Source organism: uncultured Murdochiella sp., assembly GCF_902488755.1.
In the GTDB taxonomy this organism is placed as follows: Bacteria; Bacillota; Clostridia; order Tissierellales; family Peptoniphilaceae; genus Murdochiella.
On sequence record NZ_CABTXF010000022.1, the window covers coordinates 1 to 20,445 of the forward strand.

At 47.4% G+C, this 20,445-nt stretch carries 16 protein-coding genes; 13 read left to right on the forward strand and 3 right to left on the reverse strand.

The window, feature by feature from the left end:
- The 13 genes from RDL68_RS03645 to RDL68_RS03705 form a co-directional block, all read left to right on the forward strand.
- A partial coding sequence (locus RDL68_RS03645; RefSeq protein ID WP_308540319.1) for a peptidylprolyl isomerase occupies positions 1-856 on the forward strand: 856 nt, incomplete at its 5' end.
- Positions 857-946: 90 nt separating this feature from the next.
- On the forward strand, positions 947-1,951 hold the full coding sequence (gene gap / locus RDL68_RS03650; RefSeq protein ID WP_308540321.1) for a type I glyceraldehyde-3-phosphate dehydrogenase: 1,005 nt from the start codon (positions 947-949) through the stop codon (positions 1,949-1,951).
- A gap of 104 nt (positions 1,952-2,055) precedes the next feature.
- Positions 2,056-3,249: a phosphoglycerate kinase gene (gene pgk, locus RDL68_RS03655; RefSeq protein WP_308540322.1), complete on the forward strand. Its 1,194-nt coding sequence runs from the start codon at positions 2,056-2,058 to the stop codon at positions 3,247-3,249.
- Between the two features lie 22 nt (positions 3,250-3,271).
- Positions 3,272-4,027, forward strand: coding sequence for a triose-phosphate isomerase (gene tpiA / locus RDL68_RS03660; RefSeq protein ID WP_308540323.1), 756 nt, complete (start codon positions 3,272-3,274; stop codon positions 4,025-4,027).
- A gap of 42 nt (positions 4,028-4,069) precedes the next feature.
- Positions 4,070-5,377: a phosphopyruvate hydratase gene (gene eno / locus RDL68_RS03665; RefSeq protein ID WP_308540324.1), complete on the forward strand. Its 1,308-nt coding sequence runs from the start codon at positions 4,070-4,072 to the stop codon at positions 5,375-5,377.
- A gap of 284 nt (positions 5,378-5,661) precedes the next feature.
- Positions 5,662-6,801 (forward strand): glucose-1-phosphate adenylyltransferase, encoded by a 1,140-nt coding sequence (locus tag RDL68_RS03670; protein ID WP_308540325.1) that lies wholly within the window; start codon positions 5,662-5,664, stop codon positions 6,799-6,801.
- 3 nt (positions 6,802-6,804) lie between these two features.
- Positions 6,805-7,932, forward strand: coding sequence for a glucose-1-phosphate adenylyltransferase subunit GlgD (gene glgD / locus RDL68_RS03675; protein ID WP_308540326.1), 1,128 nt, complete (start codon positions 6,805-6,807; stop codon positions 7,930-7,932).
- A 3-nt stretch (positions 7,933-7,935) separates the two neighbouring features.
- Positions 7,936-9,390, forward strand: coding sequence for a glycogen synthase GlgA (gene glgA, locus RDL68_RS03680; RefSeq protein WP_308540327.1), 1,455 nt, complete (start codon positions 7,936-7,938; stop codon positions 9,388-9,390).
- Positions 9,387-11,348, forward strand: coding sequence for a type I pullulanase (pulA, locus tag RDL68_RS03685; RefSeq protein WP_308540328.1), 1,962 nt, complete (start codon positions 9,387-9,389; stop codon positions 11,346-11,348). The genes glgA and pulA overlap by 4 nt, the downstream gene beginning before the upstream one ends.
- A gap of 62 nt (positions 11,349-11,410) precedes the next feature.
- Positions 11,411-13,105, forward strand: a complete 1,695-nt coding sequence (locus RDL68_RS03690) for a phospho-sugar mutase (protein WP_308540329.1) — start codon at positions 11,411-11,413, stop codon at positions 13,103-13,105.
- 129 nt (positions 13,106-13,234) lie between these two features.
- The gene (locus RDL68_RS03695) at positions 13,235-13,741 is read left to right on the forward strand and encodes an FHA domain-containing protein (RefSeq protein ID WP_308540330.1); all 507 of its coding nucleotides are present in this window, start codon (positions 13,235-13,237) and stop codon (positions 13,739-13,741) included.
- Positions 13,731-15,014 carry an FtsW/RodA/SpoVE family cell cycle protein gene (locus RDL68_RS03700; protein WP_308540332.1) on the forward strand — a complete coding sequence of 428 codons (1,284 nt, stop codon included), beginning with the start codon at positions 13,731-13,733 and terminating at the stop codon, positions 15,012-15,014. The genes RDL68_RS03695 and RDL68_RS03700 overlap by 11 nt, the downstream gene beginning before the upstream one ends.
- Positions 15,001-16,395: a penicillin-binding protein 2 gene (locus tag RDL68_RS03705; RefSeq protein WP_308540333.1), complete on the forward strand. Its 1,395-nt coding sequence runs from the start codon at positions 15,001-15,003 to the stop codon at positions 16,393-16,395. Before RDL68_RS03700 ends, RDL68_RS03705 begins: the two co-directional genes overlap by 14 nt.
- 59 nt (positions 16,396-16,454) lie before the next feature.
- On the opposite strand, the gene RDL68_RS03710 is transcribed toward RDL68_RS03705, so the two are convergent.
- From RDL68_RS03710 to RDL68_RS03720, 3 genes are all read right to left on the reverse strand, one after another.
- The gene (locus RDL68_RS03710; protein WP_308540334.1) at positions 16,455-17,915 is read right to left on the reverse strand and encodes a TrkH family potassium uptake protein; all 1,461 of its coding nucleotides are present in this window, start codon (positions 17,913-17,915) and stop codon (positions 16,455-16,457) included.
- Positions 17,912-19,273 (reverse strand): Trk system potassium transporter TrkA, encoded by a 1,362-nt coding sequence (trkA, locus tag RDL68_RS03715; protein ID WP_308540335.1) that lies wholly within the window; start codon positions 19,271-19,273, stop codon positions 17,912-17,914. Before trkA ends, RDL68_RS03710 begins: the two co-directional genes overlap by 4 nt.
- 78 nt (positions 19,274-19,351) lie before the next feature.
- Positions 19,352-20,149, reverse strand: a complete 798-nt coding sequence (locus RDL68_RS03720; RefSeq protein WP_308540336.1) for an NAD(+)/NADH kinase — start codon at positions 20,147-20,149, stop codon at positions 19,352-19,354.
- Positions 20,150-20,445 lie beyond the last annotated feature (296 nt).

Genomic DNA, 20,445 nt, shown 5'->3' on the forward strand with positions numbered 1-20,445 from the left:
AATCAGCAAACAAAAGAATGATTCGCAGCTCGATCTCTATAAGAGCATGATCGCAGCGCAATATCGTCTGCCGATGACGATTCGCGAATCGCTTATTTCGGAACAGGTTATGCTGCAGGAGCTGAAAAAGAATAAGGTGGAACTGACCGATAAAGATTATCAGGTGGAATACGACAAAGCGATCCAGGCGTATGGTGGAGCGGCGAATTACAGCAATACCATCAAAGCGTTGGGCATCACCGATGATCAGCTCAAGGACAGTCTGCGCTATGAAACCATTTCCCGTAAGCATAAAGAATGGTTCAATCAGCAGAATCAGCCCAGCGATGAGGAAATCAAAGCGTATTTTGAAAAGAACAAGGATGAGTTGGTAACGGTTGAATCTCGCCACATTCTTGTTAAGACCGAAGAGGAAGCGAAAAAGGTTAAAGAACGTCTCGGTAAAGGCGAAAAGTTTGAAGATGTCGCCAAAGAGATGTCGTTGGATACCCAGTCTGCCCAAAATGGCGGAAGTCTTGGTGTGACTTCACCGAATAAATTCGTTGCCGAATTTAAGAAGGCTATTCTTGAACAAAAGGTCGGAGAAGTGGGCGATCCGGTGAAGAGTCAGTTCGGCTACCATATCATTCAAGTGAATAAGCGCAATGATACGGTGGAAGCACTGCACGATTCGATCGTAGAAAAGATTAACGGCGACAAATACACAAAGTATTTACAAGAACAGATTGCGGCTGCAGATGTCAAAATTGAGGGCGAAAGCGCCTCCTCGGCTTCTTCGGCAGCCGATGCAGAGCAGAGCTCACAAGCGGAGACCTCTTCTGCTGCGGCGGAAAGCAGCGAAGCAAAAAAGAATTAAAAACTCGTTCTTTCCTTGGTAAGAAATGCGCAAATAAGGGTAATAAAAACCTCGTAGGTACAATAAAATACGTATACAACAGGAGGAAACATGGCTACAAAAGTTGCGATTAACGGTTTTGGTCGTATCGGTCGCCTCGCGCTGCGTGAGATGCTGCGTAATGCACCGGAGCTGGAAGTGGTGGCAATCAATGATTTAACGGATAATGAAGATCTGCTTTATCTATTAAAGTACGATACAGCACAGGGCGCTTTTCCGTATCACGTTGAATTAAAAGGCGATAGCCTCGTCGTTGAAGGGCATGAAATTCGCTGCTATGCCGAGAAGAACGCAGCCGACTTGCCTTGGAAGGAATTAGGTGTCGATTTCGTTCTGGAGTGCACCGGATTCTATACATCAAAAGAAAAATCGCAGGCACATATCGATGCCGGCGCAAAGCGCGTGCTCATCTCCGCTCCGGCGAAGGGAGAAGGCGTGAAAATGATCGTCTACGGTGTAAACCACAAGAGCCTCGATGATGATGATTTGATCGTTTCTGCGGCGTCCTGCACCACGAACTGCTTAGCACCCATGGTGAACGCCCTAAACGAAGCGTTTGGTGTAGATCATTCCATCATGTCCACGATTCACGGGTACACCTCCACGCAACGTTTACAGGATGCACCGGGTGGCAGAAAGAGCCGTGCAGGTGCTGCCAACACCATCCCCGCGACGACGGGGGCAGCAAAAGCAATCGGAAAAGTCATTCCGGAACTCAGCGGACGCATCGATGGCAGCGCACTTCGTGTTCCGGTCATCACCGGTTCCATTGTTGAACTGTATTCGGTACTGAATAAAAAGGTAACGGTCGAGGAAGTCAATGCCGCGATGAAAGAGCGCGAAGCGGAATGGTTCCGCTACAATGAAGATGAAATTGTAAGCTCGGACATTATCGGCGTACCGGTTCCTTCCGTCTTTGACGCATCGTTGACCAATGTGGTCGAAGGTCCGGACGGAAAGCAGATCGTCAAGACCTGCTCTTGGTACGACAATGAAATGGGCTTTACCAGCAATATGGTGCGCACCCTCAAATACTTCGCGGAAGTTGCGAAATAACACAGAAAAAGGGCGAGGAGGGGTCTCCTCGCTCTTTTTTTAAATTCGTTTCCCCTTTTATTTCCGGAAGGGGTGGACAAGGAAGAAGAGAAAGGATGCAGAGTATGCCCAAAAAGACCATTGAAGATTATGAACTGAATGGAAAAAAAGTTCTGGTGCGCGTAGATTTCAATGTGCCGCAGGCGAAAGACGGCTCCGGACGCATTACCGATGACAGCCGTATTGTTGCTGCACTGCCCACGATTCAGACACTGTTAAAAAAGAATGCCGCTGTGATTCTGATGAGCCATTTAGGCCGTCCTAAGGGCGCCGATCCGGCGCTTACGCTTAAACCGGTAGCAGAGCGATTGGCAGAACTGTTACATCAGCCGGTATCCTTTTTTGCATCAGATGTTGTTGTGGATGACAAAGTGAAGCAGAGTGTCGCCGCCATGCAGAGTGGTGATGTTTGTTTATTGGAAAACACACGTTACGTTGCCGGAGAATCCAAAAATGACCCTGCATTTGCTTCCGAATTGGCTTCTTTAGCGGATGTTTTCGTAAATGATGCATTTGCCACTTGCCATCGTGCGCATAGCTCCAATGTCGGAGTTGCCTCACTGCTGCCTTCGGCTCTCGGACTTTTAGTACAAAAAGAGGTGGAGATTATGGGCGATGCGCTGAGTGATCCGAAACGCCCCTTTGTGGCCATTCTGGGCGGTGCAAAAGTATCCGATAAAATCGGCGTTATTGAGAATTTGCTGAACAAGGTGGATACCATTCTTATTGGCGGCGGCATGGCATATACCTTTCTCAAGGCAACCGGAAAAGAGATCGGTACGTCGTTATTGGAAGCCGACAAAATGGAATTAGCGAATGCATTGCTTGAACGTGCTAAGGCAAAGGGCGTTCGCGTGGAATTGCCGGTGGATGGCGTTATCGCAGAGGATGTGAAAGAAGGGCAGGCGACAGAGGTGGTTTCTATCGATGCCATTCCGAAGGACAAAATGTCCTTAGATATTGGTCCGAAAACAGCGGAACGCTATGTAAAGATCATTGAGGCGGCACAGACGGTTGTTTGGAACGGTCCGATGGGTGTCTTTGAAATTCCGGAATTTTCAAAGGGAACGTTCGCTTTGGCAAACGCTATGGCAAATTGCTCTGGTGTGACGATTGTCGGTGGAGGCGACAGTGCGGCAGCGGTTGAACAAGCGGGATTAAAGGATAAGATGACGCATGTTTCCACCGGAGGCGGCGCTTCCTTGGAATTCCTCGAGGGAAAGAACCTGCCCGGTATTTCCGCCATTTCGGATCGATAATTCATTATATAAGGAGGACGCTATGCGTAAACCGTTAATTGCAGGCAACTGGAAGATGAACAAAACACCGTATCAGGCGCAGATGCTAGTGCGGCAAATTGATTCCATTGCTTTGGATGATGCTGTCGAAGCCTTGGTTTGTGTTCCGGCGGTTGACTTGCAGGCAGTCAATGAAGTCATGGATGATTGTCAGCTTCATCTTGGCGCGCAGAATATGCACTATGCCGATAATGGTGCTTATACGGGCGAAATTTCCGCTGCCATGCTGCTTGATCTGCAGGTGGAATATGTTATTCTCGGTCATTCCGAGAGACGGGAACTTTTCGGTGAATCCGACGCATTGATTCAGAAAAAAGTGGATGCCGCCTTAGCAAAGGGGCTTCTTCCGATTCTTTGCGTAGGCGAGACATTGGAAGAACGGGAAGCCGGAAAACAGGAAGAAAAAGTACAGGGACAGCTGCTTTCGGCGTTGCAAAATGTAAAACCGGATGATTTTGATAAGGTCGTGATTGCTTATGAGCCGATTTGGGCGATTGGCACCGGCAAAACGGCTTCCGATGCCGATGCGGAAGAAATGGCGGCATTCATTCGCCGTCAGGTCGCGACAATGGTTTCGCCCACTGCTGCAGAGAAAGTTCGCATTCTTTACGGCGGTTCGGTCAAACCGGAGAATATTAAGAAAATCATGGCACAGGATAATATCGACGGGGCACTCGTCGGCGGAGCAAGTTTAGAAGCCTCCAGCTTTATCAGTTTAGTGAACTATCGTATCGATTAATTGTCGCATAGAGGAATAACGGAAAAAGGATAGGAGAAGAATATGTCACAAATTATTGATCTGTATGCTCGTCAGGTGCTGGACTCTCGCGGTAATCCAACGGTAGAGGTGGAAGTAACGACGGAGCTTGGCGGTTTCGGACGTGCGATCGTCCCTTCGGGAGCCTCTACGGGTGCTTTTGAGGCGGTGGAGCTGCGCGACGGCGAAGAAGCATTTGGCGGAAAAGGCGTGTTAAAAGCGGTAGATCACGTCAATGATGAATTAGCAACGCTGCTGGAAGGTTGGGAAGTCACTGATCAGGTAGGAATTGATCATGCCATGATGGAAGCGGACGGAACGCCCAACAAAGGGAATTTTGGAGCCAATGCCATATTAGGTGTTTCTCTTGCTTGCGCTCGTGCGGCAGCGGATGAGTACGGTATGCCTCTGTACAATTACATCGGCGGTGTAAATGCCAAGACTTTGCCGGTTCCCATGATGAATGTTATTAACGGCGGAAAACATGCGGACAATTCCGTCAATTTCCAGGAATTTATGATTATGCCGGTAGGTGCTGGTTCTTGGTCGGAAGCGCTGCAGCAATGCGCCGAAGTGTTCCATACGCTTAAGAGCGTCTTGGCGAAGGATGGTCATCCGACAGCAGTGGGGGATGAAGGTGGTTTTGCGCCGAACTTCAAGAACGATGAAGAACCCCTGCAATATCTCGTAAAAGCAATTGAAGCGGCCGGATTTACTCCGGGAAGAGACTTCATGATTGCCATGGATCCCGCGACGACGGAGCTCTACGAAGAAGCGAAGAAAATCGGCAAAGAGGGTTATTACTTCTGGAAAACAGATGAGTTCAAAACTACCGATGAAATGATTGATATGTGGGAATCATGGATTGCTAAATATCCCATCATTTCTATCGAAGATGGTTTGGCGGAAGAAGATTGGTCCGGTTGGCAAAAGATGACCAAACGCATTGGCGGCAAAGTACAACTCGTCGGCGATGATCTTTTCGTCACCAATACGGAGCGTCTGGCAAAAGGTATTTCGATGCACGTAGCAAATGCCATTCTCATTAAAGTGAATCAGATTGGCACGCTGACGGAGACGTTGGATGCCATTGAAATGGCGAAGCGCGCCGGTTATACCGCTATCGTTTCACATCGTTCAGGCGAAAGCGAGGATACGACGATTGCGGATTTGGTGGTCGCGACAAATGCCGGTCAAATTAAGACGGGAGCGCCCAGTCGTACCGACCGTGTAGCAAAATATAATCAGCTTCTGCGCATTGAAGATATGTTCGCCGATGATGCGGTCTATCCGGGCATGGATGCATTTTATAACCTTCCGGAACAGGAATAACGACCTCTCCTGAACGGAAAAGCATACGAAAAAAGGACGGTGTTGGGCATTGCTTGACACCGTCCTTTTTTAGGCATTCGTTTTCATTATGTACAACGGCTCTTATAGTTCATGAAACGGGAAATAAACGCTCCTCACATTGCCTGGTTTTCATTATCTGCCAATATAGGAAAGGAAAACAAAACTCCCCAAAGAACCATGGAAAATGGTAAAATAAGAAGAGAAGGATAACGTTTTGCTTTTTAGACGTCGAGAATCCCGTTGAAATAAAAGGAGGAGCACGAATGAGAAATCAAAGCGGCATGGTTTGTATGCTTTTGGCAGGCGGGCAAGGCTCGCGACTGAAAGCACTCACGCGAGATACCGCAAAGCCGGCAGTGCCCTTTGGAGGAAAGTATCGCATTATCGACTTTGCCCTGAGCAACGCCACCAACTCGGATATTCATGACATCGGCATATTGACCCAATATAAACCTTTTCGACTCAATGAACACATCGGCATAGGCGCGGCATGGGATTATGATCGCACGTATGGCGGTCTGCGCCTGTTGTCTCCCTTTTATTCGGAAGAAGGCGGACGTTGGTATGACGGAACGGCGAATGCGATTTATGAAAATATAGCGTATTTGGATAATCTTAATCCCAAGTATGTACTCATTCTTTCCGGAGACCATATTTATAAGATGGACTATAATCGACTTTTGGATGTGCATGTCCAAAAGGGAGCCGAAGCGACCATTGCGGTTATGGAAGTGGGGTGGGAAGAAGCGTCCCGTTTCGGTATCATGAGCACGGATGAAGAAGACCGTATTATTGCCTTTGAGGAAAAGCCGAAAGAACCGAAGAGTAATTTAGCGTCCATGGGCATTTACATTTTTAATTGGCCGACGTTGCGAAAGGCTTTAGTAGAAGACTATAACGACAAGAGCTCTTCGTATGACTTCGGACATGACATCATTCCTAAGATGCTTAAGGCAAACATGCCGTTATATGTCTATCGCTTCAAAGGGTATTGGAAGGATGTTGGCACTATTAAGAGCTATTGGGAAGCCAATTTAGACATGATTGATCCGGACAATGGTTTGGATATCTATGAGAAAGACTGGCGAATCTATACTTCCGCTAAAAACCTTCCGCCGCATTATATCGGGGAAAAGGCGGAAGTCAGCAATTCCTTGGTCAATGAGGCCTGCCGTATTTATGGAAAAGTGGAGCACTGTGTACTGTTTACCAATGTGACGGTGGAAGAAGGCGCTGAGGTTAAGGATAGCGTCGTTCTTTCGGGCAGTGTCATCAAAAAAGGCGCAAAAGTCTCCCATGCTGTGATTGGCGAGAACGAAGTTATTGAAGAAGAGACACAAATCGGAGAGGAACAATCCGATACGATTTGTTTGGTAGCCGGCGGAAAAATCACAAAGGAGTAGGTGATGAAAGATTGTCTTGGTATTATCAATTCCCATTATGACGGGGAACATTATCATCGCGATTTCGGTAGTCTCTCCGAAAATCGCCCCGATTACATGATTCCTTTTGGCGGACGATATCGCATTATCGATTTCGCTCTTTCCAGCCTTTCCAACTATAGCTTGTCCCGCGTCATTCTCTATGGCGGAAACAATATTCGCTCCACTTTGGACCATGTGGGCGATGGCAAGAACTGGGAGCTGAATCGACGAAACAACGGTTTGTTTATCAATCCGCCCAGTCGTACATCCGATCAGCACAGAAGTCTCGTTCAGACGTATTATGATTCGATTACGTTCTTCGAGGAATCTACCGCTTCCAACATCCATATCATGAATCCGATGATGATTACGAAAGCGGATCTGGATGAAGCATATGACCGCTTTCTTGCCAGCGATAACGACGTGTTGCTCTTTTATAAGAACATGGAAGACCGTGGCGGAGAATACACGAATATGAACAAACTGATTCTCGATGAACAGGGACGTTTCGTCAACATGGGCATCAATCTCGGAACGAAAGAAGCGTTTCCTCTTTATCTGGAACGTATGTTCATCAAACGTACCGTCTTTGTTGACTTGATTAAGCGTTCACTCGAACGCGGTACGGCGACGACGCTTGTCGAAGCGATCGATAAAGAAAGAAAACGGCTGAAAATTGGCGTTTATGAAGTTGCTGCTCCCGTACTGGTGATTAACGATATTTATTCCTATTTTCAAGCCAGCATGAGTCTCTTAGATCAAGATTTATATCAGGAGATTTTCTTCCGTGACAATATGATTTACACCAAGTCGAAGGATGAACCTTCCACCATGTATGCGACGACCGCCAATGTGCGCAACAGTCTTGTCGCAAATGGTTGCATTGTCGAAGGACAAGTTGAAAATTCCATTCTTTCTCGTGGCGTACATGTGCACAAAGATGCCATTGTGCGTAACAGTATACTGAATGAAAAAACGGTTGTTGGCGCGAATGCGGTCGTCGTCAATACCATCACCGACAAACGGGCGATTATTCAAGACGGTGTCACGCTTGCCGGAGCATATTCCCATCCGTTTGTTGTGGGCAAGAAAGAAGTGATTTCGAGGTAAAGAATGAATATTCTCTATGTGGCAGCAGAGGCTGCCCCGTTCATTAAAACCGGCGGATTGGCAGATGTTGCGGCATCCTTACCGAAGGCGCTCAATCAAATCGGCTGCGATTGTCGCGTGGTTCTTCCGCTCTATTCGCAGATAGAAGAGAAGTATCGCTGCGAATTGCGTCTCATCACCCAATTTGCGGTGAGCGTCGGCTGGAAGAATGAATATTGCGGTGTCTATGCACTCACGTATAATGGCGCAACCTATTATTTCCTGGATAATGAATATTATTTTAAGCGACCGAGCATTTACGGACAGTTTGATGACGGCGAACGATTTATCTTTTTTGCCAAAGCTGCTGTTCGGTTGCCACGCGTCTTAGACTGGAAGGTGGACGTCATTCATGCCAATGACTGGCACGCGGGACTTGTACCGGTATATCTGAACGATTTTCGTCGTGGGGATGACTTTTACCGCGAAGTGCGTTCCCTTTATACCATTCATAATTTAAAATATCAGGGACAGTTTTCTCCGGAGCTTTTCTTCTGGACGAACCTGAATCCTGCGTACTACTCCGACTATGACCTGAAGTTTTATGAGTCGATCAATTTTATGAAGGCGGCGATTGTTCACGCGACAAAGGTCAATACGGTTTCTGAAACCTATGCGGAAGAAATTCATTATCCATTCTTTGCCGAAGGTCTGCAAAATGTGATTAATGCGTATTCGTGGAAGATTAGCGGCATTTTGAATGGAATTGATGAAGAAGTCTGGAATCCGGCAACGGATGAAGCGATTTCTCAACAGTACGATGTACGTACGCTTGCTTTGCGTAAGAACAATAAAAAAGCGTTACAGCAATCGGTTGGGCTTCCCGTTCGGGAAGATGTTCCGCTTTTCGGCATGGTGACGCGATTAAATGCCATGAAGGGACTTGATTTGGTACGTTATATTCTTGAGGAGTTCCTTCAAGAGGACGTGCAGTTTGTGGTGGTGGGCACAGGCGATGCAACCTATGAGGAAATGTTTCGCTATTTTGCCAAAAAATATCCGGATAAACTTTCTGCTCGCATTCATTTCTCAACACGCGAATCGCATGAGGTGTATGCCGGCGCCGATCTTCTATTAATGCCCTCCATGATTGAGCCGTGCGGTCTTTCGCAGATGATTGCCATGCGCTATGGCTGTGTGCCGTTGGTGCGTGAAACCGGAGGACTGCGCGATTCGGTTTCGCCTTATAATCAATATGAGAAGACAGGCGAAGGATTTAGTTTTGCGAATGTGAACGCCCATGATTTACTGTTTACCATGCAGCGTGCCTGTGCAGTATTCCGTAATCACCCGGAGGACTTCAATATGCTTCGCAGAAACGGGATGACGAAGGATCTCAGTTGGCAGTTTTCCAGCCGAAAATATGTCGAACTCTATGAATCGTTAAATCCCTTTGGACAAAGAACGGAAAAACAATGACCACTGGAAAAGAAGAACACTCCTCTCTTGGCGCAACCTGCGCCAAAACAAGTGCGTCTGTCGTCGCCTCGGAATATGCGCTTTCAGTGAAGTTGGGTGTAACCTATACGAAACAAAAGAGTATTTTCCGCGTATGGGCGCCCACGAAGGAACAGGTTATACTTCGCCTTTTTCCCTCTGCAGAGGGCGAAGCCTGTCGGATGATAGAGATGACAAACCAAGACGGTGTCTATACTGCTCAAGTAGAGGGCGATTGGGATGGTTATTTCTATACTTTTTTTGCCGACGGCATAGAAGTTGTGGATCCCTATTCTGTTTCTGTGTCGCTTAATGGACGGCGAAGTGCGGTCGTGGATCTTTCCTCAACCAATCCGGCGGGCTTTCGTCAAGATGCATATGTGTCAACTAAGCCGAAGGATGCGATTCTCTATGAATTGCATGTCGGCGATTATTCCTTTCATACGCATAGCGGAGCCAAGAATGCAGGCAAGTACCTCGGTCTTGTAGAAGAGAGTAGCTATCAGGGGATAAATACCGGTTTAGCGCATCTCAAAGAGCTGGGCATTACCCATGTGCATTTTATGCCCATTGCCGAAAATGCAACCGTGGATGAGCACCCGGCTCGTTTTGGTGCGGATGATAATTATAATTGGGGCTACGATCCGCATCTGTATAATGTTCCGGAAGGCGCCTATGCTATCGATCCTTATGACCCAAAGGCGCGCATCCGGGAGCTGAAGACGGCGATACAGAAGCTGCACGAAGCCGGAATCGGCGTGGTTTTGGATGTCGTGTACAATCATACTTTTCGCACAAAGGATTCGGTTTTCAATCTTCTTGTTCCGGATTATTATTATCGAAAGGTCAATGGAGATTTCGCAAACGGCACAGGTGTGGGAAATGAGATTGCTTCCGAAGCGCCCATGATGCGCAAATTTATTTTAGAGTCCCTTTTATATTGGCAAAAAGAGTATGCCATTGACGGATTTCGCTTTGACCTGATGGCACTAACGGATCGGGATACCATCCGTATGGCAGAACAGGCGTTACGGCGCGTAAATCCGAATGTCATCTTGTATGGAGAGCCCTGGGCGGCTTCCGATTCGCCTTTGCCCATGATCCGCCAAACGCGTTGGGGAACACAGAATGGGGAAGGTTTTGCTCTTTTTAACGCTGTGTTTCGTGATGCCCTATGCGGTGGGGTAGATAGTGCTGAAAGAGGTTTTTTGCAAGGCAATGCGAATGATAAACAAGCCACGGAAACAGGCCTTTTGGGGTCGATCCATGACGAAAAAGGGCATAATGGAGGCGTGAAAAACCCGTACCATACGATAAATTACTTTAATGCACATGACAATCTTATCTTGGAGGATAAGCTGACGGTTTCGCTTAATGGCGCCGAGCATCAGGAAGCCATGACGAAATTAGCGTTTAGTATGTTGCTTACGGCGCAGGGCATTCCTTTTTTTCACGCCGGAAACAGTTTCCGTCGGTCAAAACAGGGAAACAATAATTCCTACTGCGCACCATATTCGGTGAATGCGATTGATTGGGAGAAGAAAAAACAGCATCTTTCCCTTTTTCAATATGTGCAGCAGCTTATTGCTTTGCGCAAAGCCTATCCAGTTTTTCGTCTGGAAACCGGTGACGAAGTGCGGGAAAGGGTAAAAATCATTCCGATTGAGCAATCTTCCGTCCTTGGCGTGGCGTATCGTCTGGGCGATAAACGAAGTAAGGACTATCTCGTCTCCCTGTTTCATGATGGATGGTGGGATTTTAATTTGGACGTTACGGGTATTTTTGATACGCTGCACGCCGAGCGCGTTTCCGTACAGCGCATTTTTGACCGTTGGGGAAGCGTTTCAGGTAACCGTGTACAAATAAGCCGTAGCGACCATTTGCATCTGCCATTGGCGCCGATTTCCATGACGATGTTTCGTGTGCAGGTGCTGTATTGAGAAAAAGCGAAGGAAGAAGCCGATGGGCATCTTCGTTAGGCGTAAACCATAAGGAGGAGAACGTGGATTATTTTTCGATTTATGAACAGTGGTTATCGGATGAACAATTGGATCCGACCTTAAAGAAAGAATTAGTCGCAATTCAAGGCGATGAGGAAGAGATCAAGGATCGCTTCTATCAATCACTTCGTTTTGGTACAGCAGGACTTCGTGGAAAGTTGGGAGCCGGAACCAACCGAATGAATGTCGTCACGGTGGGTCAGGCTACGGAAGGCTTTGCTCGCATGATCGCAGATTGTGGTGAGGAAGCGAAGCAAAAGGGGGTTGCCATTGGTTATGATGTGCGCCACATGTCGAGAGAATTTGCCCATCTTTCTGCAGAGATTTTTGCAGCGCATGGCATTCGCGTTTATCTGCACCGTGATATTGTTCCGACACCGGTCTTATCGTATACCATTCGAGATTTAGGGACGTTTGCCGGGGTCATGGTAACAGCCTCTCATAATCCGCGGGAATATAACGGTTATAAAGCGTATGGCACCGCCGGATCACAGATTTTGGATGATTGGGCAGAACGCATTGAGAATCACATCCATGCGTGCGAAGCGGACGGCAAAGTGTCCCGTATTCCGTTTGAAGAAGGCATTGCCGAAGGAAAAATCGTACTTATCGACGAAAGCCTGATGGAACGTTATCTGGAAAAGGTGCTCGCCCTTACCATTCATGATGATGTCGATAAGTCGATTCCTTTTGTGTACTCGCCGCTCAATGGTTGTGGAAACATCCCGATTCGCACCGTGTTAAGCCGCCGTGGCTTTACCGGTATTTCGCTTGTTTCCGAGGAGGTTGAACCGGATCCGGATTTCACGACAACCGGGTATCCCAATCCGGAACGACCGGAATGCTTCCGTCTGGCAGAGAAAAAGGGAAAGGAAGTAAGCGCGGAGATCTTGATTGCCTCTGACCCGGATTCCGATCGTCTGGCGTTGGAAGTACGGAAAACGGATGGGACATATCAGTTTATCAATGGCAACCATATCGGCGCGCTGCTTACGCATTATATTGTTTCCGAGATGGCAGCAACAGGAAAATTGCCAAAGGACGGAGCGGTCATAAAATCCATCGTCACCGGCGATATTGCTCGAAAAATCACATCGAAATATGGACTTGCCCTTTACGATGTGCTAACCGGCTTTAAGAACATTGCCGCACCGGTCAATGACTGGGATACTACAAAGGAACATACCTTTGTTTTCGGTTATGAGGAGAGCATCGGCTATAACCACGGTGCCTTTGTTCGCGATAAAGATGCGGTATCGTCTGCTATGTTGCTCGTGGAAGCCGCAGCATTTTACAAAAAAACGCAGCAAAAAACACTTCTTGATGTCTTACACGATATCTATGCGGAATATGGCTATCACGGCAACAAGTTGATTTCCATCGTCAAGGAAGGAGCGGACGGTCAGGCACTCATCGGGCGTATAATGGATGTCTTCCGTGATAAGGGGCTCATCGATACAGGTAACCATAAGGTCGTTCGTGTGACCGATTATCTTTACGATGAAACAGGATTACCGAAATCCAATGTACTAAAGTACGAATTTGAGGATGAGAGCTGGTGTGCCATTCGTCCTTCCGGTACCGAGCCGAAAATCAAACTCTACGTCTATTCGGTTGCCGAAAAGGAGAGCGAAGCGGATGCTATTTGCGAGGAATTGGTTGAAAAGATAACCAAGCAGATGAATAGCGTGCAATAAAATGGTGCCCTCCTGCTTTTTTTGTGGGAGGGCGTTTTTTGTTGCGTTATCCTCTTCATGTATACAAAAAATCGTCACAGGTGAGCCGTAAGATATAGAAAATGTTACTCATGGAAGCAAGGAGACGAGATGAACGAGTTTTTTAATGCGCTGGAAGCGCTGTTTTTTACGGAATTGTTTGGAAAAATTACGCTTTATATGATACTTTCCACCGTACTTAAATTTGTTTTTGTCCTTGTTGTTCTGTCCTTTATCAGTCGTATTGTGCGCATGATTACGATGGATATTCAACAGAGCGCCGTGCGCCGTCCCGTGCAGGCGGCAACCTTGAGACTGTTAAGCAATCCGGACGATTACGATTTTCCTCTACGGGATGAATATTACCTTTCCGATAACACCTCTATCGGGCGAGCCGATGACAACACCATAGTCATTAAAGACCGTCAAATGAGTAAACACCAAGCAGTGATTGTCCAAAACGGATCCCATTTTTTCATCGACGATTTACAAGCTACCAATCCGACAACGATAAATGATGCTATTGTGTCGCAGCCTACCGAATTACATTCACGAGATATTGTTGCCCTTGGCGGACTTCATTTTGTGTTTTTGAACGAGGAAGAACATGAAGACTGATTTTCTAAAACGACAGGAACCTACGCCCATGCGCGCAAAGCAGGCTTTTGCACAGACAAAATGGTTGCTCTTTTTGTTTCAGTTTTTGGCTATTTTTCTGGTCTATCTATTTCAGATTAAAGAGATTAACCAACAATCTCTTCTGTTTGGCGGAGGGCTGTTGCTTGTTTCCTTGCTTTCCCTGACCATCGTACATGGCGTTACAAAAGGGGACAGCTATCTCTTGCTCATTGCCAACATGATATTCAGCATTGGTATTATTATGATTTACCGATTGGACCCCGATCGTGGAGAACGTCAGCTGCTCATATATCTGGCAAGTCTTGTCGCTTTTTTTCTCGTAACCTTTGTGTTGCGTCATTCACCAAAGTTGTGGGAAGGTCATACGTTTTTTTATTACGGCATGACGATTTTTCTTTTTGTGATTACCCTTGCCTTTGGCGTGACATTGGGAGGAGCTCGAAACTGGCTATCGATTGCCGGTATCCGCGTGCAGCCTTCTGAGTTTGCCAAAGTTCCGTTTGTGCTCTTTCTTGCCTCGTGGTATAAGAATTATGAACAGCATGAAAAGACGTTTTTAGGGCGTATTTCGTTGACGGTATTGGTCTATATTCTCTTGGGGCTTTTCCTTTTACAGCGCGAATTAGGTACGGCAGCTGTGTTTTTTGCGACGTTATTAACTACGCAAATTGCCTTTGAGCGACACCGCTGGATTCCGGTCGCGAATTTTGTGCTGGCAATTATCGGATTATATGCCGCCTATCAGCTATTCGGTCATGTTCGGGTTCGTTTTGCGATGTGGCAGGACCCTTGGCAGGATTTCAATGATAAGGGGTACCAGATTATTCAAGCCTTATTTGCCGTTGCAGAAGGAAGCTTCTTCGGTACCGGTATCGGCTTGGGCCATCCGGAGAGTATACCGCTTGGACACTCCGACTTTATCTTCGCCTCGGTCATTGAAGAAATGGGTTCTTTTATGGGGATATGTCTGATTCTGCTTTTTGTTCTTCTGTTGTACCGTGGCATTAAGATTGCCATGCAGCAGGAACGAGATTTTTATGCTGCTGCTGCTGTCGGCGTAAGTTCCATTTTCGCCTCTCAGGCGATTATTATGTTTGCCGGGGTACTAAAGGTTATTCCCTTAACGGGCATTACCGTTCCGTTTTTGACCTATGGTGGTTCCTCGCTGCTTTCCAGTTTCCTCTTACTTGCCATATTACAGGTTTGTTCGGAGCACATGCCCTATAAAGGAGGCGTCCATGAAACGAAGTAAACGCCGTTTGGCGCTTGTCGTCGGTTTATTTCTTGTTCTCTTTTTGGGACTGGTGTTATATCTGGTGTTCTTTCAGTTGGTGAAGGCGCCTGATTTACGCGCAAACGCGTTAAATATGAGAAATTGGGTGGACGAAACCCACTTCGGGCGCGGTCGCTTTTACGACCGTAACGGACAGGAGCTCGTTGGTCGGGAAAAAGGGGAAGATGGCACGTATTATCGCTACGCGAACCATCCGAATATGTATTCTCATATCATCGGCTATCATTCTGCGCAGTACGGAAAAACCGGCTTAGAAAAAGCACTGAATCAGGAATTACTCAATCTTTCAGGCGATAATCCCATTGCGGCACTTCGGGGAAGCGTATTGAATGAAGGTACGGGAAACGATGCTGTTTTAACGATTGACAACGACCTGCAATACTGTGCGTATAGCGCAATGGAGGGACATAAAGGCGCAGCAATCGCGATGGATGTCAAGACAGGAGAAATTCTGGCGATGGTTTCGCTTCCCTCATTCAATGTGAACGATGTGGATGAACGCTGGAATGAATTAGTTGAGGATGAAGGAGACGTGCTTTTTCCTCGTGCTACACTTGGTCGGTATACCCCAGGCTCGGTTATTAAGCCAATTACGGCGCTTGCCTTATTGAGCCAGGGCGTAGATTTGCAGTATGAAGACAAAGGGGAAACCACGGTGGATGGTAAGCGCTATACCAATGCTGGGGAAGCGGCTTACGGGGACATCGGCTTGAAAGAAGCGCTTATGCATTCCTCCAATGTGTATTTTATAGATAAAACAAAGAATATGGATCCTTCCGTATTGCGCCAGGCAATGGAGTCGGTAGGCTTTAATCAGGAACTGCCCTTTCTGTTACCGACGGCAATATCCACTGCGGATTATAAGGAAGGTATGGATGTCAATCTAAAGGTTTCGAACAGCTTTGGACAGGGGGATGTTCTGGTTACGCCATTGCAAATGGCTGTAGCGTACGCCGCCTTTGCGAACGGCGGAAAGGTTTTAGAGCCGCACATCGTACAGCATTTCTTAACGCCGGCAGGAGAAGAGGTGAAGAGGGCAAAACCGACGGTTGTACACCAGATTTCTCCGTCCTATGCGGCGATACTTCGGGAAGACCTTGTCGCTACAGGAGAAACGATTGGTTTGGACGAGGCCCTTGGACAACGAGCGGGTCGAAAAACCGGAACGGCAGAGACGGCAAACAATTCTACGAATGCGTGGACGATTGGCTTTGCGCCTGCAGACGATCCAAAGGTTGTGGTTTGTGTGGTCATGGAAGACGACGGTCGTTCCGGCGCGGAAGCTGCCATGCCAGTTGTAGCCGAAATTCTTTCTCAGGCGTTAGCTGCGCAGGAATAATCGGCAGAGCCTTGGTTTCATGGTGGCTTTATGCTTTACCGGAAGCGCGGAGAGGAAAATTAGTGTTTTTTCCAGGTGCGCGGCGCAAATAAAATGAGTACCGGCCAGATTTCCAGTCGTCCGGCGATCATGCCTACGGTCAAGATAAATTTGGTGAAGGCGCGATATCCGGCATAGTTACCGGTCGGACCAACCACTTTTCCCAAGCCGGGACCGACGTTATTAAACGTGGCAAAAACGGTGGATACAGCGGTTTCCAGGGTATCGGTAAGGGGATCTAAGCAGACAATGAGCAGTAAAACCAAGATGCAGAGCAAGTAAACGGCAAGATAGCCGTATAGTTTTCGCAAAGAAGAGCCATCCATCGCCTCTCCGTCAAAATGCAGTGGCACGACGCGGCGTGGATGGCGCGTTTGCGTTAATGTGCGAAAAGCGGATTTAATGCTAATGGCAATGCGAGAAACTTTGAAACCTCCGGCTGTAGATCCGCCGCATCCGCCGACCACCATAGCAATAAGCAAAATGACTTGTGAAAATAGTGGCCAACGCGCGAAATCCGCGGTACAGTAGCCCGTAGTGGAAAGAATAGAGGCAAGCGAAAAAAACGAATCGCGTACTGTCGTAGAGGAAGACGTAAGTCCGGCACGTAATTGGCAAAGCGTCAGAGCGGCAAAAAGAGCCCCAAATATGCCTAAAAACCAGCGAAATTCTTCATTGTTTACCATTTTCTTCACGTGACCGACTAATACAAAATAGTAGAGATTCATATTCACCGTAAAGACCAACATACCAATCGCCAGTACCCATTCGATGTAGGCAGAATGGTAGTATCCGATGGAAGCGGCTTTTACGCTGAAGCCTCCTGTTCCTGCCGTACCAAAGGCATGACAAATGGCATCAAAAAGCGGCATGTTTCCCAGCAGTAAAAAAACAATTAATATCACCGTGAGGGATAGGTATATTCCATATAGAATGCGTGCCGTATCCGAGAGTTTGGCAACTAATTTGCCGAAGGCAGGCCCCGGCATTTCTGCTTTCGCAATCTGTACGGAGCTTGAGGAAGCGTGAGGAGTCAGGGCAAGCACGAAGACTAACACCCCCATTCCACCGATGAAATGCGTGAAGGAACGCCAAAAAAGCACCGAATGGCTCAGCAGTTCAACATTAAGAGAAACCGATGCGCCGGTCGTCGTTAATCCCGAAGCAATCTCAAAAAACGCATCGATGACGCTGGGGAATTCGCCAGTGAGGTATAAGGGAAGACCTCCGATAAGAGAGAGTGTAAGCCACAGCAAGGCGCACATAACTAAGCCTTCCCGTGCATAGAATTCGGCATCGGAAGGCTGTTTACGCCCAAACAAAAAAAACAGTACCAAAGACAGCAAAATAGCGATAAGCCATGCCAACTGATGCCTTCCACTTTCCTGATAGAGGAAGGAAATGAAAAGTGGAAGAGAAAGCAGCATGGCAAATACGCCATATACTCTTCCCATGATATAGCGCGTAATGGAATGGTTCATCCTTCACCTCGTAAAAAACCGTTTAATTCATTGGCGACACCATGATTGGAGACCACCAGTACATGATCGCCCACTTGAATAGCATCTTGACCGGAGGGAATGATGATTTTGTGATCTCGAACGATAAGGGCAATAAGCACGCCATCACGGAATTTCACCTCGGAAAGAGGAATATCAATGGCGTGAAACGTTGGTCGGGCAAAGCACTGCATGATTTCTACCGAGCTGCTGCGCACCCGATAAAGCGCTTCAATGTTCGAACTTTGTGAGGCGTTGTCGATGGAACGAACGTAACGAATAATCGCCGTCGCTCCTAAATTGACGGGCGTAATCATGGATTGTACGCCAACGCTGAAAGCAATCGGCAAAAGCGCCAGACGATTCACTTTGGTAATCGTGCGCGGAACGCCTTCCGACGCGGCAAACATCGAGAGAATGATATTTTCTTCGTCAATGCCGGTCATGGCAACAAGACAATCGTATTGATGAATATTCTCTTCTTTGAGCAATGCCTGATCGGTTCCATCGCCTAAGATGATTTCAAAATTCGGAAATTCTTCTGCCAAGTCGTTCGCAATCAGCTCATTTGCTTCTATTAGTTTAATATGTTTGGACGTTTTGCGGTGCATGTCCAAAACGTAGCGCGCGATGCGTCCGCCGCCTACGATGAGTACCGACTTAATGCGCGAAAGGCCGCCGAATTCGGCATAGAGATTGCGCAGATCCTTGTGTTCGCCGAGTACATAAAAATGCTGGCCAGCACGAAACGTCGTTTCGCCGCTGGGAATGACGGACTGGTCATTTTCTTGAATGATAGCGGTAATAAGTCCGGGGAAGCGCTTGCGAAAGGCGATCATGTTCATCCCAATCATGGGGCTGTTTTCCTTCACGAGCAATTCGACCATATTCACCTGCCCATGCGCAAAAGACTCGACGCTTAACGCTGTCGGGAATTGCAATGTGCGGAATATTTCGCGCGCCGCTTCGCGTTCAGGGTTAACCATGAGGGAAATGCCCAGATTCTTGGAGGTGAAATCCAAATGTTCAGCGTATTCCGGTGTGCGGATGCGTGCTACCGTATATTTTGCGCCAATGCGATTGGCAATGACGCAGGAGATGATGTTCATCTCATCCTGTTCGGTTACGCCAATGAAAATATCGCATTTATCGACGTTCGCACGAGATTGAATCTCATAAAAGGAACCATTGCCTAAAACGCCGGTAATGTCGTAGGTTTCGAGAATCAATTGCAGACGATCCGGATTTTTTTCGATTAGAGTGATGTTGTGGCCTTCGGCGCAGAGACTTCGGCAAAGCTCTTCACCCATTTTTCCAGCACCGACGATAACAATGTCCATCGTATCTCCTTCTATATCTATCCTGAGGTTCCTTATGGGCGAACTATCGCATGAGCGCCCACCGCTCACGCAAAGCGGTCAAAAGAGTTTATCACGTAAGTTTTTCCAATACCAGTTTGTCTGAAATATCACACGGAAAATGGTTTCATCGGGGACGAAAAAAATGAATCGTTTTACACCGCGAAACCGGTGAGTTATGCCGTCACCGATGAGTTGAATGCGTTCGCTGTCATTTTCATCCACGGTGACGACCGTTTTCGATTCCGCCGGTAAAACCAGGGAAGTCGGAAGAGAGTCAAAGCTCTTGGATCGAATGGGATGCAGTGCGGTAATTTGGTACCCCTTTAATGTCTGATGCAGAATAGAGCCTCCGGCGGAAAGGGTATACGCAGTGGACCCCGCAGGAGTGGAAAACATGAGCCCATCCCCAGAGGTATTTATGAAATCCACATCATCGATATTCACGCCAAGATGCAGAATGTGTGTGTCATGGCTTTGCACCAAAAATTCATTGACCGCAAGAAGAGTATATGACCATGCAGAAGTCTCCACATGAACGCCTAATAGCGTTTGAGGATGCACCTCGTATTGCTTGTCCAGCAATCGCTTCAAATGTGCGTCTAAGTCGCAGGTATTCACTTCCTGAAAAAAGCCTAAATGTCCCGTATTAATACCGAAAAAAGGAATCGGGGAAAAGTTCGTGGAATGCACCGCGCGAAGAAAGGTGCCGTCGCCCCCAATAACAATGTTATATTCTGCGGTATCCTCATACAGTCGGGAAAGGGTGTAGCCACGATGCGCAAAAAAAAGCCGGACACGGTCATGAACGGCATCGGATTCCGTTCCCGGCTTACGAAAGAGATTGATCGTTTTCATCTGCTTTCCTCCCTGAAAGATGCCTTTATGGTATCACATCTCAAAGATAAGAGAAATGAAAAGGGGAAATAGCACGATGCAAGACATCTGATTTTGGGTTGCTTGTTCTGACACCTCTCACTCCCGTACTACGCTTGAACAACGGGAAAAGGTATGCTACACTCAAACTGTCCTTGGATACGCCTGAAAATTAAACCTACGCATCTTATAAGGAACGGCGGAGTCCTACAACCGAAGACAAGCCCCCTTTGAGGGGACGTCCGAAGCGCAAGGCAGCTGTCCCACCTTCACAAACA

Coding starts and splice junctions, on each gene's coding strand:
- gap (WP_308540321.1), top strand. CDS start 947: ATGGCTACAAAAGTTGCGATTAACGGTTTTGGTCGTATCGGTCGCCTC.
- pgk (WP_308540322.1), top strand. CDS start 2,056: ATGCCCAAAAAGACCATTGAAGATTATGAACTGAATGGAAAAAAAGTT.
- tpiA (WP_308540323.1), top strand. CDS start 3,272: ATGCGTAAACCGTTAATTGCAGGCAACTGGAAGATGAACAAAACACCG.
- eno (WP_308540324.1), top strand. CDS start 4,070: ATGTCACAAATTATTGATCTGTATGCTCGTCAGGTGCTGGACTCTCGC.
- RDL68_RS03670 (WP_308540325.1), top strand. CDS start 5,662: ATGAGAAATCAAAGCGGCATGGTTTGTATGCTTTTGGCAGGCGGGCAA.
- glgD (WP_308540326.1), top strand. CDS start 6,805: ATGAAAGATTGTCTTGGTATTATCAATTCCCATTATGACGGGGAACAT.
- glgA (WP_308540327.1), top strand. CDS start 7,936: ATGAATATTCTCTATGTGGCAGCAGAGGCTGCCCCGTTCATTAAAACC.
- pulA (WP_308540328.1), top strand. CDS start 9,387: ATGACCACTGGAAAAGAAGAACACTCCTCTCTTGGCGCAACCTGCGCC.
- RDL68_RS03695 (WP_308540330.1), top strand. CDS start 13,235: ATGAACGAGTTTTTTAATGCGCTGGAAGCGCTGTTTTTTACGGAATTG.
- RDL68_RS03700 (WP_308540332.1), top strand. CDS start 13,731: ATGAAGACTGATTTTCTAAAACGACAGGAACCTACGCCCATGCGCGCA.
- RDL68_RS03705 (WP_308540333.1), top strand. CDS start 15,001: ATGAAACGAAGTAAACGCCGTTTGGCGCTTGTCGTCGGTTTATTTCTT.
- RDL68_RS03710 (WP_308540334.1), bottom strand. CDS start 17,915: ATGAACCATTCCATTACGCGCTATATCATGGGAAGAGTATATGGCGTA.
- trkA (WP_308540335.1), bottom strand. CDS start 19,273: ATGGACATTGTTATCGTCGGTGCTGGAAAAATGGGTGAAGAGCTTTGC.
- RDL68_RS03720 (WP_308540336.1), bottom strand. CDS start 20,149: ATGAAAACGATCAATCTCTTTCGTAAGCCGGGAACGGAATCCGATGCC.